8 protein-coding genes are annotated in these 15,215 nt (G+C 55.0%); 5 read left to right on the top strand and 3 right to left on the bottom strand.

Features of this window, described 5'->3' with window-relative positions; all coding sequences use genetic code 11:
• Window positions 1-10 precede the first annotated feature (10 nt).
• From B2310_RS06995 to gpmI, 5 genes are all read left to right on the top strand, one after another.
• A complete protein-coding gene (locus B2310_RS06995; protein ID WP_290729932.1) occupies window positions 11-1,186 on the top strand; it encodes a DUF6588 family protein in 1,176 nt (391 codons plus the stop codon).
• Window positions 1,187-1,212: 26 nt separating this feature from the next.
• Window positions 1,213-2,745 carry a carbon starvation CstA family protein gene (locus B2310_RS06990; RefSeq protein ID WP_290729930.1) on the top strand — a complete coding sequence of 511 codons (1,533 nt, stop codon included), beginning with the start codon at window positions 1,213-1,215 and terminating at the stop codon, window positions 2,743-2,745.
• A 13-nt stretch (window positions 2,746-2,758) separates the two neighbouring features.
• Window positions 2,759-4,900, top strand: coding sequence for an ATP-dependent RecD-like DNA helicase (locus B2310_RS06985; RefSeq protein ID WP_290729977.1), 2,142 nt, complete (start codon window positions 2,759-2,761; stop codon window positions 4,898-4,900).
• 146 nt (window positions 4,901-5,046) lie between these two features.
• Window positions 5,047-6,051, top strand: coding sequence for a hypothetical protein (locus tag B2310_RS06980; protein ID WP_290729928.1), 1,005 nt, complete (start codon window positions 5,047-5,049; stop codon window positions 6,049-6,051).
• A 107-nt stretch (window positions 6,052-6,158) separates the two neighbouring features.
• Window positions 6,159-7,793 carry a 2,3-bisphosphoglycerate-independent phosphoglycerate mutase gene (gene gpmI / locus B2310_RS06975; protein WP_290729926.1) on the top strand — a complete coding sequence of 545 codons (1,635 nt, stop codon included), beginning with the start codon at window positions 6,159-6,161 and terminating at the stop codon, window positions 7,791-7,793.
• Between the two features lie 87 nt (window positions 7,794-7,880).
• On the opposite strand, the gene B2310_RS06970 is transcribed toward gpmI, so the two are convergent.
• The 3 genes from B2310_RS06970 to B2310_RS06960 are packed head-to-tail and all read right to left on the bottom strand — an operon-like array spanning window position 7,881 to window position 15,200.
• Complete coding sequence (locus B2310_RS06970; RefSeq protein ID WP_173382336.1) at window positions 7,881-8,741, bottom strand: hypothetical protein; 861 nt, start codon at window positions 8,739-8,741, stop codon at window positions 7,881-7,883.
• 28 nt (window positions 8,742-8,769) lie between these two features.
• The gene (locus tag B2310_RS06965; RefSeq protein WP_290729923.1) at window positions 8,770-12,948 is read right to left on the bottom strand and encodes a hypothetical protein; all 4,179 of its coding nucleotides are present in this window, start codon (window positions 12,946-12,948) and stop codon (window positions 8,770-8,772) included.
• A 44-nt stretch (window positions 12,949-12,992) separates the two neighbouring features.
• The gene (locus tag B2310_RS06960; RefSeq protein WP_290729921.1) at window positions 12,993-15,200 is read right to left on the bottom strand and encodes a fibrobacter succinogenes major paralogous domain-containing protein; all 2,208 of its coding nucleotides are present in this window, start codon (window positions 15,198-15,200) and stop codon (window positions 12,993-12,995) included.
• Window positions 15,201-15,215 lie beyond the last annotated feature (15 nt).

Below are 15,215 nucleotides of genomic sequence, written 5' to 3'. Positions count from 1 at the left end.
TTGGCGGCGTATGAAAACGTTTGCCAAGTACACAATCGCAATTCTCCTAGGGGCCGCATCCATCGCATCTGCTGCAGACGGCGAAGGCTGGGCAACTATCTACGAATCAATCGCCGCGTTCGAAAACCGCCCCGGTGGAGATTCCCGCATATTCAACCGTCCCGGTTACGTAAAACCCATCATCGAGAACCTCGGCAACGTGCTGAACAGCAACTGGTATGTAAGCGCGAATGTGCCGCAGAGCCTCGCCTTCGAATTCGGATTGCCGATTGCCCTCATCCCCATTAACGACGAAGACCGCACTTTCAAGGAGAAGGACGCTCTCGGCCAGACGCGCGATGTGCCCACGATTTTCGGAAGCAACTGGGACAAGACCGCAGACCCGCTGAATACGAACAATTTCGTTTACGGTAACGAGACCCTGAACGGTCTCGGAGTCTTCACCTACCCTTACCTGCAACTCGGAGTCAGCATGTTCCATGCCCGTGCCGTCGTTCGCGGGATGTGGCTCCCCGCCATCAGCGAATTGCGCGGGTTCAGCCTGCTCGGTTTCGGCCTGCAATACAGCTTTGGCAGGTGGTTCCAGTACATGCTCCCGAAGGCGGCCCAGGGCCTCGACGTGAGCCTCGTCTTCGGATACAACTCCAGCAGCATCAGCTACAAGCCCAAGGATTATACCGGACAGCTCGATCTTGACATTTCGGCGACAACATTCGATGTAGTCATCGGATACAAGCCCTTCAATTTCTTCGAAGTCATGATGACGCTCGGCTACCAGTCCGCGACCATGGAATCTTCCGGCAAGCTGACCTGCCAGGCGAAGGACGCTTTCGGTAATCCTTCCGCATACTACGGCCAGACCCTCAACCCGAACATTTCTGTCGAAGGCAATAACGGATTCAAGTTCGGCATCGCGATCGCTCTCCAGCTCGGCAAGAGCTTCCATCCGGTCGCAGGATTCGATTATGCGGGCAAGTCAAGCTTCACGACGAACATCCTCTACCTGCGCCAGCAATTCGGCGAAGACAAGACGCCGGATGAGATTGCGAAGGACAAGGGCTACGTGCGCGGAGCAAAGAACGAAGAGAAGGCAAACGAGACTGCAGAAAAGGACGCAGCCACAAAAGAAGCAAGTAGCGACGCCCAGCAGGAACTGAGCCAGGAAGCCGAGCAGTCCGAAGAATAGATTTTTAACAAACAAGAAGGCATAACATGATTACATTCCTTATCGGTGTCGCCATACTGATTGGCGGATACTTTACCTACGGAAAGTTTGTCGAACATGTCTTCGGCCCTGACGACCGCAAGACTCCGGCACTCGCTAACCCCGACGGCGTTGACCGCGTCCCGATGAAGCACTGGAAGAACATGCTCATCCAGCTTCTGAACATTGCGGGTATCGGGCCTGTCATCGGCGTGATTCTCGGCATCAAGTTCGGAGCCATCGTGTTCATCATCCTCCCGCTGGGTAACGTATTGGGCGGTGCGGTGCACGACTACTTCAGCGGCATGATAAGCATGCGCAACAACGGCTACAATGTGCCGGCACTTTCGCGCAAGTTCCTGGGCAAGGGCCCCTCGAAGGTGGTGATGGCGCTCATTTCCATCGCGCTCATCCTCGTGGGTGCTGTATTCACTAACACGCCGGCGCAACTCATCAACACGCCCATCATCGCGGGCTCCGCAGTCTCCCCCACGCTCTTCTGGGTAGCGGTCGGCGTGATTTTCGCCTACTACTTCGCAAGCACATTCTTCCCCATCGACAAGATTATCGGCCGCATCTACCCGATTTTCGGCGGCTTGCTCATTCTCGCCTCCCTCGGAATCATGATCGGCATCGCGCCGCACCTCAATGTGCTTAGCGAATTCAACCTCTCTGACATCGCCTCAAACTTCACACAGCATCCGGCACACCAGCCCATTATCCCGATGCTCTTCGTGACGATTGCCTGCGGCATCATCAGCGGATTCCATAGCACGCAGAGCCCGCTCGTGGCCCGCACCGAAGTGACCGAGAAGACTGGCCGCCAGACGTTCTACGGCATGATGATTATCGAAGGCCTCATCGGCATGATCTGGGCCGCGGGCGGCATGTTCATCTACCACATGCAACCCGAACTCATGGCAGCAGGCGGCGTGAAGGTATTGAGCGTACTCGTCTCCACCGTCATCCCGTTCGCCCCGATTTCCATCCTCGTGGTGGTGGGAGTCATCATCCTTGCGATTACGAGCGGCGACACGAGCCTGCGTAGCCTTCGCCTCACGATTTCGGAACTCTTCGGCATCGACCAGACCGACCCGAAGAAGCGCCTGCTCCTTACCGTGCCGATGTTCGCCATCTGCCTCGTAATTATCTTCTGGAGCAACCTGAACCCGCAGGGTTTCAATATCCTGTGGAACTACTTCAGCTGGAGCAACCAGCTCATGGCCGTGTGCAGCCTGTGCGTAGCAACAGTTTACCTCCGCAGCAAGAAGAAGAACTACGTGATTGCGCTTATCCCGTGCATGTTCATGGCGTTCATCTGCTTCGATTACATCCTGTGGGTGAGCCCCGAGAACCTGAAGGGTGCCCCGCTCGGATTCGGGCTTGACTACAAGACTGCCCTCGTGCTCGCCATCGAAAATGCTGCCGTGCTCGGTGCGCTCCTGTGCCTGCGCGGCAAGAAGCTCGCCTCCAACAAGCAGTTCGACCCCGACAAGTGGGATAGCGAAATCGACAAGAAGAACGACTACGAACCGGATTAAGGAGCGCTAGCCTCTGCAGCTCGAAGGAACCATCAAGAGCGTCACGTTCCACAGCGCCGATAGCGGTTTTTCCGTTTTCCGCGTGACCGTGGAAGGCGAAAAAGCCCCCGTCGTGGTGACGGGGACTTTTCCCGATTTGGGGAGCGGAGAAAGACTCCTGATGGAAGGGGAATGGGGGCGCCACCCCAAGTACGGCAGGCAGTTCAAATGCACCTCGTACAAGGTCGCGGCCCCGCAGGAAAGCGATATCGGCGCATACCTCGCCTCGGGTATATTCCGCGGCATCGGCCCCAAGACGGCAGAGGCAATTGTGAAGGTGTTCGGCGACGATACCGCGGACATCCTCGACAACCATCCCGAAATATTCCGCAAGGCAAAAATCAAGGGGTTCCCGGCAAAGAAGGTCGAAGCCTTCCTCGCCGCATGGCAAACAAACCGCCACAGCAGGGAAACGATGCTGTTCCTGTACGGGCACGGCATCGCGGGCAGTGTCGCGAAACGCCTGTGGAACCAGTTCGGCGCCGAAACGATTGCCCGCATTACCGAGAACCCGTACCTGCTCTGCGAAGAAATCTGGGGCATCGGGTTCCTGAAGGCCGACGAAATCGCGATGAAGGTCGGCATCCCGAAGGAGAGTCCCAAGCGCCTGCAGTCCGCCCTCATGTACGTGCTGCAGGAATCGAGTTTCAGCGAAGGGCACGTGTACCTCCCCAAGGATATCCTTCTCGAAAAGACCTTCCGGATTCTGCGCATTCCGATGGAAGACGACGATGCCGTCTACGGGCTTATACAGCAGTTCGATTACCTGTGCGAACGCGAACGCATCAAGCGCGTCGACGACGACTGCTTTTACCCGCCGATATTCCGCGCCGAACAGAGCATTGCAGACAACATCCTGTACCGGCTTGCGGGCAACGCGCTCCCCACCGCGGGCTTCGAGCGGGCGCTCATGGACTGGGAACACCAGCACAAGTTCGCGTTCGACCCCATCCAGCGGCAAGCTATCCAGATGGCGCTCGCCTACCGCATATCGATTATCACCGGCGGGCCCGGCACCGGCAAGACGACCATCCTCAAGGGAATCCTCCACCTCGCGCAGAAGATGGACGAGAGCGTATTCCTGGCCGCTCCCACAGGCCGTGCGGCCAAGCGCATGAGCGACCTCTGCGGCATAAAGGCGCGCACCATCCACCGCATGCTCGAGATGGATCCTGCGACAAAGAAATTCAACCGCAATGTCGAGAACAAGCTACCCTGCGACCTCATCATCATCGACGAGTTCAGTATGGTCGATACCTGGCTTGCGGCGGCGCTGTTCGAGGCGATTCACGCGAAGACCCGCATTGTGCTCGTGGGCGATGCGGACCAGCTCCCGAGCGTGGGCCCGGGCAACGTGCTGAACGACCTCATCCGTTGCCCGAAAATCCCGACGACGCGCCTGCAGCACATATTCCGGCAGGCGGGCGGGAACGACATCGCCGACAAGGCAGCGAAGATAAACCAGGGCATAGTCCCCTCGCCCATCGACGGCCCGAACTTCCATTTTATCCCGTTCGAGGAACCCGAGCAGGCAAAGCGGATTATCGCGGAGCTTCTCGCTACGGGCGTGCGGAGCAAAATCGACATCGACCAGAAGGCCGACCTGCAAATCCTTTCCCCCATGCGCAAAGGCCCGCTCGGCATCTTCGAGCTGAACGCCTTCCTGCAAGAACTGCAGAACCCCGGAGTCGCCCGCCACAGGATTATGGGAGTCCCCTGGAGCGATGGCGACAAGGTGATGCAGATAAAGAACAACTACGACAAGAACGTGTTCAACGGCGACGTGGGCGTAATCTTCAAGGTACACAAGAGCGACGACAAGGTGACGGTGTTCTACGACGACAAGACCGTCGAGTACGAGGGCGACGAACTGGAACAGCTCGCGCTCGCCTACGCCTGCACCATCCACAAGAGCCAGGGAAGCGAGTACCCGGCGGTCATCGTGATTCTCGATTCGAGCCACTACATGATGCTCCAGCGGAACCTGATATACACGGCAATCACCCGAGCGAAGGGGCACGTGTGGGTACTTTCTGCACCGGGGGCGTTCGCGACCGCCGTCCGCAACAACAGGAGCATCAGACGGTTTACAAGGCTCACGGAAAGGCTCTGCTGACCCGAAAGCGCCGTCAATTGTCAAAATAAGGCTTTTAATGGCGATTTTAAGCACATTTTATTGTTTTTCGCCTTTTTTTACGTTTTTCCCTTTGCATTTTGGCTTATTTTTGTTTATTTTCAAGAAAAACAAACAGAGGTACACTCATGAACTCCAAAAAGATTCTTTTCGGCCTAACTGCGGCCGCCACTCTTTTCAGTTTCACTGCCTGCGGCGGTGAAGGCGGAGACAACCCGGTCGGTCCGGGATCCTCGTCCTCCAAGCCCGTCGAACTTCCCAAGGAATCCTCTCTAAATCCGGTCCTGTTCAACGAGCCCTCCGTTACGGTAATGTCCGGAATGAACGGCATGCAGGGTTCTTTGAGCGGCGTCATCACAATCGACCCGGACTTCTTCAGTTCCGAAGGTGCATTCGAAGGCGACACGAACCAGGTGACGCGCATCGACAGCGTGCACTTTGCCGTGGGCAAGCCCACAGGCGACGGAAAGATTATGCAGGAACCCATCGCCATCAATCTCGACGGCCAGGTTTTACCCACCGATCGCATCTCCCTGTCCCAGAAGTTCTTTGAATTTTCACAGCTTAGCAGCTGCGGAGTTTTCAACCTCTATATCACCGTATTCTCAAGCACCAAGCACACGGTCGATCCGAAGGTCAAGACTATTACCTACACGAACACCTACAACCAGCTAACCTTCACGCGTAACGAAAGCGAATGCAAGGCACCGGAACCGGAATCATCTTCTGCTGCGGAACCGGAAACCTGCACCCCGGTGACCGCAAACGAAGTCGAACTTTCCAACACCACGGGTAGTTCCCAGAATGCGCTCAACTTCGAAACGGGTCTCGCAGACAATCCGCATGTCACCTTGCACATTTCCGGCAGGGAAGCATCTCTTGTCCCGGGCGCCGGAGTCTCCGTGTTCGAAGACAACAGCCAGACCACCGGCCTGCAGCCGGAAGTCGCCAACCCCGGCCAGCCCGTCTGCCTCGAAAAGTTCAAGGCATCAACACGTGCCTATGACGAGGAGCTTACTTCCGGCCTCTGGCTCGAAGTCGTGGCAAATGGAAAGACCTACCCCGTCATGATCAAGAAGCCCATGTTCGAAAGCAACACCAAGGGTTCCGTGACTCTCATTTACTACAAGTAATCGACTGCTAAAAGCTTTTCAAAAGCCCTCCCCGTTGCGGGAGGGTTTTCTCTTATGCAGTGCGCATTTTCTATATTTGCGCCGTAAACATTAATACGGAGTAAACTATGCTCAAGAAGCTTTCCAACTTCCCCGGTATCAAGGGACCCGTCGTCACCATCGTGATGGACGGTTTTGGTATCACCGATAAGGTCGAAGGCAACGCCATCAAGGCCGCCCGCACCCCGACTCTCGACAACCTCTTCAAGATGTACCCGAACGTGCTTTTGAAGGCTCACGGCCGCGCCGTGGGTATGCCGACCAACGAAGACATGGGTAACTCCGAAGTGGGCCACAACGCCATCGGTGCGGGCCAGGTGTACAACCAGGGTGCCGCCCTCGTGCAGGACGCAATCGTCTCCGGCGACATCTTCGGCCGCGACGCCTGGAAGGAAATTGCCGCGAACGTGCGTGACCACGGTTCCGTGCTCCACTTCATCGGCCTCTTCAGCGACGGTAACGTCCACTCCAACATTTCTCACCTGAAGGCCATGGTCGCCCAGGCCAAGAAGGAAGGCCTCAAGAAGGTCCGCGTGCACATCTTGCTCGACGGCCGTGACGTTCCGGAAACTTCCGCACTCGATTACGTCGGCCCGTTCGAAAAGTTCATGGACGAACTCCGCAGCCCGGAATTCGACGTCTGCATTGCTAGCGGCGGTGGCCGTATGCAGATTACCATGGACCGTTACAACGCTAACTGGAAGATGGTGGAACTCGGCTGGAAGACCCACGTGCTCGGCGAAGGCCGCTACTTCGACAACGCCACGCAGGCTATCGAAACTCTCCGCGGCGAAACCAAGGCCATTGACCAGGATTTGCCCCCGTTCGTGATTGCTAAGGACGGAGCTCCGGTCGGCACCATCAACGACGGCGACTCCGTGGTGTTCTTCAACTTCCGTGGCGACCGCGCCATCGAAATCACCCGCGCCTTCGAAGAAGAATCCTTCAACGAATTTGACCGCAAGCGCTTCCCGCATGTGTGCTACGCCGGCATGCTCCAGTACGACGGCGACCTCAAGCTCCCGAACCGCTTCCTCGTGCCGCCTCCGGCCATCAAGGAAACCAGCGGCGAATGGCTTTCCGAAACCGGCGTGAAGCAGTTTGCCTGCTCCGAAACGCAGAAGTACGGCCACGTGACCTACTTCTGGAATGGTAACCGTTCCAGCAAGTTCGACGGCGAAACCTACCTGGAAATCGAATCCGACGTGGTTCCGTTCGAACAGCGCCCGTGGATGAAGGCTGCCGAAATCACCGACGCCATGATTGAAGCCTTGAAGAGCGGCAAGTACCAGACGCTCCGCTGCAACTTCCCCAACGGCGACATGGTGGGCCACACGGGCTCCTTCCGCGCTGCCACGATGGCTATCGAAGCGGTGGATATCGGACTTGCACGCCTCCTCCCGGTGATCGACGCCCTCGGCGGTGTCGCTATCATCACGGCTGACCACGGTAACGCAGACGAAATGTACGAAATCGACAAGAAGACCGGCATGCCGAAGGTCAACAAGGACGGCACCTTCAAGGCAAAGACCAGCCACACCTTGAATAAGGTTCCTTGCATCCTTTACGACAACGTAACGGGTGGCAAGCTTTCCCTCAAGGAAGGCGACTGGGGCCTGTCGAACATCGCTGCAACGACGGCCAACCTCCTCGGCCTCGAAAAGCACGAGGCTTGGGACGACAGCATGCTGATTATCAAGTAATCAACTGTCGCGACAGAATAACTAAAAAGGAACCCGCATGGGTTCCTTTTTTTGTGGTCTCAAATATACCACTCGGGCCGATAGCAACTACTTGGGATAGTAGCTCACGCCGCCCGTGACAGACCAATGCCAACCGGGAAATTCTCCGAAGGTGTTGGCCGCACCCACCCGGAATTCCCAACTGTCGTTGAGCCTGTAGCCCGCGACAATATATTCCGTCATCACCCGCGGGAACGCAAATTTCGCCTGTAAATTGTCGTTGGACCGATTCGGATAAGCCGGGTCGGGGCGATAGACGCTGAACGAGAAACTGAGGGAAAGCGGGCCATAATAGGCACTGGCAAAACCGCCATAGACCGCCACCTGCCCGACACTCGTCGAAGACTCAAAGGAACCTTTCTCGAGCTCATCCCCGCCCAAGAAATAATGCACGCAGAAAAAGTCCGTTCCCGAATAGGTGAATTCGCGTCGGTGAATCCACAAGCCCGCCGCAGCCCCGATTTCGAAATACTTCGTATTCAGTCCCATAAACGCGTTGCCGAACACGCCCTTGTCAATGGAGGCGCTCCCTCCCAGCATGAGCAGGTTATGCTTGTACACGAAATCCAGGGAAGCGGTCAAAATAGGGAATCCCATCCTGTAAGTGGCATCCACGTTTTCATTGACCTCGATATCCTTGTATTCCTCGCAGTCCGCAAGGTTGCTACAATTTCCCTTCTTGTTGACAATGCCGGAAAGCCGTTCCTTCTCCGGGTTTCCCATGTGGACATTCGCCGTCAGGCGCGTCGCTGTCGTGTTGGGTTCCCTAAAGCCTCCCGCACCGCGCAATTCGGGCGACGCGAGAGCCTCCATCTCGAACTGTTCCACATGCCCGTAGCTCCCCGATATAGAACATCCGGAGAACAGGGAAAGGGCTAATACGAAACCAACAACGACGAGCGTCTTCATAAAGACCACCTTCAAAAACAGGACTCTGCTACTTCACCATCAAGCGACCCATTCCGCCCACATTCCCCGCACGGACGCGGAGCATATAGACACCGGGCTTCGGCGTTTCGACGGCGACGCTGTTGGCCCCCGCAAGCGCCTTCGTAGAAACGGAGCGCACCACATGTCCCTTCAGGTCTACGATATCCACACATACGGCACTACCCACGAGGCCTGATCCCGCATCGAAGCCCACCTGGAGCGTCGTACCGGACTGCATAGCCTTGAGACCATCAAGCGTGCGCGCAAGCACGGCCTTCGGGGCGTCACCCACATGGACATTCGCGACCTTCGGCGTCGTAGAGAGCATCACCTTCATGGCTGTGCCATTGACCATCTTCGCCGTCTTGCCGTCGACCGTCACATACACGGAGAGGCCCTTCGAAGCAAGGTCGTCGAGTCCTGCTATTTCGAGATAACCCATGCGGTCGCTGGTCGCCGAGAGTTCGACATTCCAATCGTAGGTACCTTCAGAAACAAGCTTCACGCTCTTCGCAAGCCGCTTGCCCGATTCCACGATGGAAAGGTTTACGCGGTTGCCCATGCCGGCAGGAGGCTCCTCGGAACGCAAGGCGACACGGCCCGCGCCGAGCACGTTCCAGTTATCCATCTTGCCCCGCGCATCGGAGAGTTTCACCTGCAGCGCCCATCCGCTCTTGCCGGCGGCTTTCGCAAGCACGAACTTCTTGTTCAGCGACTTCGTAAGCACATTTTCGCCATCCATATTGAGCGAGTCAGCAAAGTAGGGGTCCGATGAAAGTTCCCATTTGGAGATTGAGTCGGGCTTGTTCACCTTCACCCACACCGCCTCGTAGGGAGCAAGAATTCTGGCCGGGTCGTAGTTGCCGGTTGTCGGATTCCAGCGCCAGAATTCCACGGCAGGCAACAAGCTCCTGCAATATTCCTCAACCCATCCCTTCTGGCTTTCGTAGAACTCCTTGTCGAACCTTCCACCCATGTGGCTTTCGTGTTCAAGCCATTCCCACTTCTCGTCACACGAATTTTCTTGATTGTAGTCCCCTTCCTCCTCTTCTTCCTCATCGTCTACACCCAGATCCAGGTACCAGCCGTAGGGATTCGAGACAAGGTTCCAACCGCTGTTCACGCTGTCCAGTTTCCAGGTCAGGTCATCGACGAATGCGGAATCCTTCAGCTTGAGAGCGTTGCCGTCAAGCGAATTGTACCAGTAGCCGCGGCCCTGTACCAAGGAATCCTTGGGCGAAAGTTCCTGATACTGCCAGAACTTTCCCGCAGCATTCGATTCGTCCCACCAGTAGAAAATGCCATCATCCGACCACTTGTAACTATCGAAATCGACATTCCAGAGCGAAACCATGTGCCAGGAATCGGCCTTGCCTTCCGCGATTGTCGACTTCACCTCGAAATCCTGCATATAGGTCGCCTTTTGATCGCCATTGAAGATTGTCGCGGTCAGCAGGTAGTTTCCGAATGCCAGCGGGTACTTGGTCCAGCGCGTCTCTTCGGGCCACCAACTTCCGTTATAGATGGTATCATTTACGATCAGCTCGCCATCGTCATTTTCTATCATGATGGCAATAAAGGGGTAATCCTGCACATACCTAAAGTTCCCCGTTTGCGCGACAAACTGAATAGCGTTGCCGGAACTCAGGATTCGCGGCTTCACGATTTCGAGCAATTCAAATTCAGCATCGCCTTCCTTACCGGGCTCGTCATTGCCCGAATCGCCGGAATCCGTGATTCCGTTCGCCTTCTCGAAGCCTTCGGGATAGATGAGCACCGCAACGACGGGTTTCATTTCGCCCTCATCTTCTTGCATCGCCTTCTTGCCTTCGGGCGTTTTCAAAAATTCTTCCATAAGTTCGTCGTTCACCGAGCCCAGGTCGAAATAGCCGTTTTCGTCCGACGGGACAAGAATGCCCGCCCTCGCCCTTTCAAGCAGGACATCCTGATCAGTCGTGAGAGCAAGTGCGGCACGGAGTTTCCAGCCCTTGAACCTGGAGCCATCCGTAATTGCCGGCGTAGAGGAATAGATATAGATGACCTGGCCAATTTCGAAGAACATGGGGGCACTTCCATCGCTAGCCATGCTGCTCACTTCCGTCAATGTGCCCGTCGCCGAATCCTTGGAGAATGTCATGACAGTCACGGGCGACATCATGTAATCCACGCCTTCGCCAAGGAAAATCTCGGCTTCCGAAACCGCATTCGCATTGCAATCGGTAGAAAGCGTATAGTTTTGACTCTGCGTATAGACATTATCCACAGCAAACGGGATCTTGCCCCTGGACATCACCCAACATACGGGAGCGCGATCAGGATTGTCCTGCGTCAGTTCGTAGGCGAACTCGGCCCACTTTTGGTTGATGCGCCCATCATTCGTTTCGAACCTAAAGAGATTCTCATTAATATTGCTCATACGATAGTTGCCGTAGTTGGAAAGCATCCGCTCCTCACTTTCGGTGAGACAGCCAGATTCGACACAATCCATCAAGAAGTAGACCCAAACATCATCAACAATGACCTGACTCTGGTCAGCATACCCCGGCAAGCCCGAAATATAGGGAGTCGCAAGCTTGTCGCCATATTGCCACGAGAGATAGGACACTTCCGTGAAGAAGCGCCGACCGTAGGTGTCCATCGCAGCGGCAAAACTTGCCGACTTCATGGCAGAACTGGATATGACTCCGTTCATAAACTCGCTGCCATCGCTGCCATCCTCTTCCTCGATCCGTACCACATAGGAACTCGTATCGAAAACACCCGCCGTGAGATCGCCGACCGCATTGCGGAAATTGCCCCGGGCAACAGTCATAGGTTGCGGAGCCGTGGCCTGACTGTCTGGAGTCAGCGTGCCCTCGGTATTGAATTCATTCGCAGCCGTCTCTGGATTGGCAAGAAAATCGCTGCTAATTTCACCCATAAAGCCGGCGGCGTCACCGGAATTATCGGAATAATGATAGTTTGCATAGAAATTAAAGAGCCACTCATATTGGCTAGGATTCTGTCCCAACGCCATAGAACCTATTCCAAACCCGATTTCGCACGGTGTCGAGCCATCGCAGCGGATATCGCCCACGGTGAAAGTATTGGTCATCTGGATAGCATAGCCGGAAGTGCCAAACGGCAAAGGATCTGCATAACCCACAAGGCCACCGACTCGGCTTCCACCCGCTTCGGTCTGGTCCGCAACTTCAAGACCTTCTATAGCCACGTTCGCAAAAGTGCCTCCAGAAGCCTTGCCGACAAGACCCCCGATCGAAGCAAGGATAAGTCCATTTTCATTCCGACCATCGCTAAATTTCGCATCCCGATGATGCGTTACGGACAAATTCTTGACAACGACACTTTCCATAGAAGCAAGCGTATCCACTTTTCCAAAGAGACCGCCGATCATCACTTGGTCATATTCATTCGGATTTTCAGTCGCCACCGACGAAACGGAAATATTTTCGCCCTGGAAATTATAAACACTTACATTCACGGCCTGCGAAGCTAAGACCCCAGCAAAGGAATACGACTTGATAACGGCATCTTTCACGGAAACGTTCGTGTATACATACGAACCCACCCCGAAAGTCGAAGCAGTGCCCTGAGACGCTTCATTTATAAGAAGTCCCGCGTATTCATCATTCTCCAGATGGACATCCTCGAAATTGACATTCTCAAGTGTAATTTCGCCCCCATCCCTCCTTGCGACAAAGGCAGCGTAATCACTGGAGTATTCCGATATGCGGCAAAGACCTCGCACCGTGTATGTCTTGCTGTCCTTGCTCCTAATGATGATCGCACCGCTTACCCCTTCAAAAACAAACGGACGGAACTCCTGATTGCACTTTTGCTGCGATTCGTCATAGCCACCGAAGTCGACATCCGACGCCAAGAAGAGACCCATGATAGGGGCATCCTCCTGGTTGATAAGCTCATACAAGGTTTCGTAAATTCCCTGCTCTCCTCCGTCTTCAGGGCCAATCCAGAGAGCGCTGCATGTTTCACCTTCGGCAGGCTGATAGCCGGCCTGTTGCTGCGACAGCTGCACGTAGTATTCGCCGTCGTACCCGGTCCGCTTTACGCAATAGACCTTCCCTTCCTCTTCCTGGTTAGACGTTCCGGCCGCCCACGGCGACACAGCGAGGAGTATCGCAGAAAGCGCGACCGCTGTTTTCAAGAAGGCAAATTTCCTGTCCATACGGAAACTCCTGTTCAAAAAGCTATCCATAAAAAATCGACCCGTCATTCTTCGACCTCCCTGACGCAGCGGACATAATACGCATAGTCATCAATACTATCATAACTAAAGTTTATCACACTGCTATTGTTCAAAGGAAGGAAATAAGCATAGCTCAGAATATCCTTTCTTTCGCTCGTCCAGAATCCCGTCCTGTACCCCTCTTCATAGGAATGGGAATTGTACCGGTAGCCCGCCGGAATACCAGCAAACCCCACAGAATCAGAACCACTCCATCCATCGTTCCAACCGCTAGTCGTTTTCAACTTGGGGCCGACCTTGCTCGAGCCTCCCATAGCATCTACCAGTGTTTTATATTCCGCCTGGGTAGGCAAATGCCACCCCTCAGGGCATGCAGAGTCCACTGCAATTTGCCAGTCATACAGGCGTCCCGCCACCTTGCAATGATCAGCGTTGTCATCATAGCAGTAGCTACCCTCGACAGGCGCATAGTTCATATTCTGGGCCGTCCACTCCAGAGATCCGACAACGATTGTCCTGTACTTTTGTCCATCGCGAGAATCCGTCAGGGTGCCATAGCTTATATCCGGCCTTAAGCGGCTTTCCGTAGGAATATCCCAGTTCCATTCATCAAAATTCACCCAGCCGTTAGCCGTGCAGTAATACCTCACATTCCCCGTCACGACTCCATACTTAATATCACCGACATTTTTCGAAGCACAGTCCAGGCCATAGGTATCATACTCTATTTCCAGGGCTTCGTCCCAGCCGTCTGATTTGCAGATATAATAGGTGGTATATTCCTCGTCGCCAAGCAGAGCGACTTCGCCCTCGTTATCCGATGCGCACTCATGACCGTAAGTATCGTAATCCTGCTGCGATGCGCGCTTCCAGCCAATATCGGAGCACATGTAATAGGAATAGTCCATGTTGCTTTTCAGGACCAACCCTTTGCGTTTTTCCGTGCAGCCACCCAGCCCGAGCATATATTCGCGCGGGGTCGCAACCACCCACTTTTCGAGGGACTCATCGTATTTGTAGCAATCTCCGGTTTCGCTCCACCTGATAGAGCCATCTTCTACAGCCTCCCAATCTTCGAAATCCAGCCTGATATCCGCGACCCATTCGCCGTCGCTGCAAAGGAAGCGGTATCGCGACCCATAGTAGATGCTGAGCTCATTCGCAATCTCGACTCTTTTACCTTCATTTTTCGCATCGCATTTACCAAGTCCAAAGACATTGGCCCAGAACATGCGCACGTGCTTTTCAAAATTCGGAACCTCGTCCAAGCCCCACGCTTCCATGTTCTTGCGCACCGCGATAAGCTTTCCGCCCAGATCCGCCTGCATCGCCCAATCCGCCATTTCTGTCTTGACCGTCGAATCGTTCCATTTGCCCTTGCGTTCGATATCGCCCGCAAAATTTTTCAACCGGAGCAGAAGCTGCACGTCGCTCGCATCGCCCTGCATGATTACATCGACAGCCAGCAGAATGGCGCTGCCGTCATCGGAATAAGCAATATCCAGGTCCCCGAAATTTTCGACAGAGCCTTCAATGCCGAGAGCGTCCAGGATTTCGGATTCCGCCCGTTGTCTCGCGTCCGCGACACTCTTGCCCGACGCCACCAAGCTACGCACGCGCGCGTATTCCAGATGCGTCAGCAAGTTCACGTTCACCGAGCTGGTTTCAGAGAAATCCACCAAAGCTTTCAAGGTGACGGGAATGTCTGTCACGCTGCCCGATACCGCAAGGCGGTAATTGCCGCTAATTTCGACAGCAGCATATTGCGAAGCAAGCGTCACCCCATGCACCTCATAACCGCCGAGGCCGCCTGTAGACCATCCCCTGTATACGCGGCCCGTCTCTTCGAGCGTTTCGCCATCGAGTTCCAGCACAGAAACTGCCGTGAGGGTTTCAAACGGGCTCATGCCCGTAATAAACTCATCTTCAATCCCGCTTCCGCCATCGGACGAAGAACTCACCGCACTGCTGGAAGATTTTTCATCGCCAGACCGAGTCGTATCATACGCGATCCAGTTTCCGTTCTTGCAGACCAAGAGAGAATCGGCATCCTTCAGGTAGGCCGTCATGCCATCACGGTCTTCGTTGCATTCCTTGAGGCCGTCGGCATCGTCCACCACATAATCGGCAAGCATCAGCTCGTCCAGGATACTCTCGCCATTGTCATCACCGCAGGCCGCAAGAAAAAAAGCGACACCGAAAAGGGGCAGCAAACGACGGGCACAACTCATAACATTCTCCTTTTT

Source organism: Fibrobacter sp. UBA3629 (assembly GCF_002374005.1).
GTDB lineage: Bacteria > Fibrobacterota > Fibrobacteria > Fibrobacterales > Fibrobacteraceae > Fibrobacter.
The sequence above is the reverse complement of the archived record's forward strand: the minus strand, read 5'-3'. Positions and strand labels throughout refer to the sequence as shown.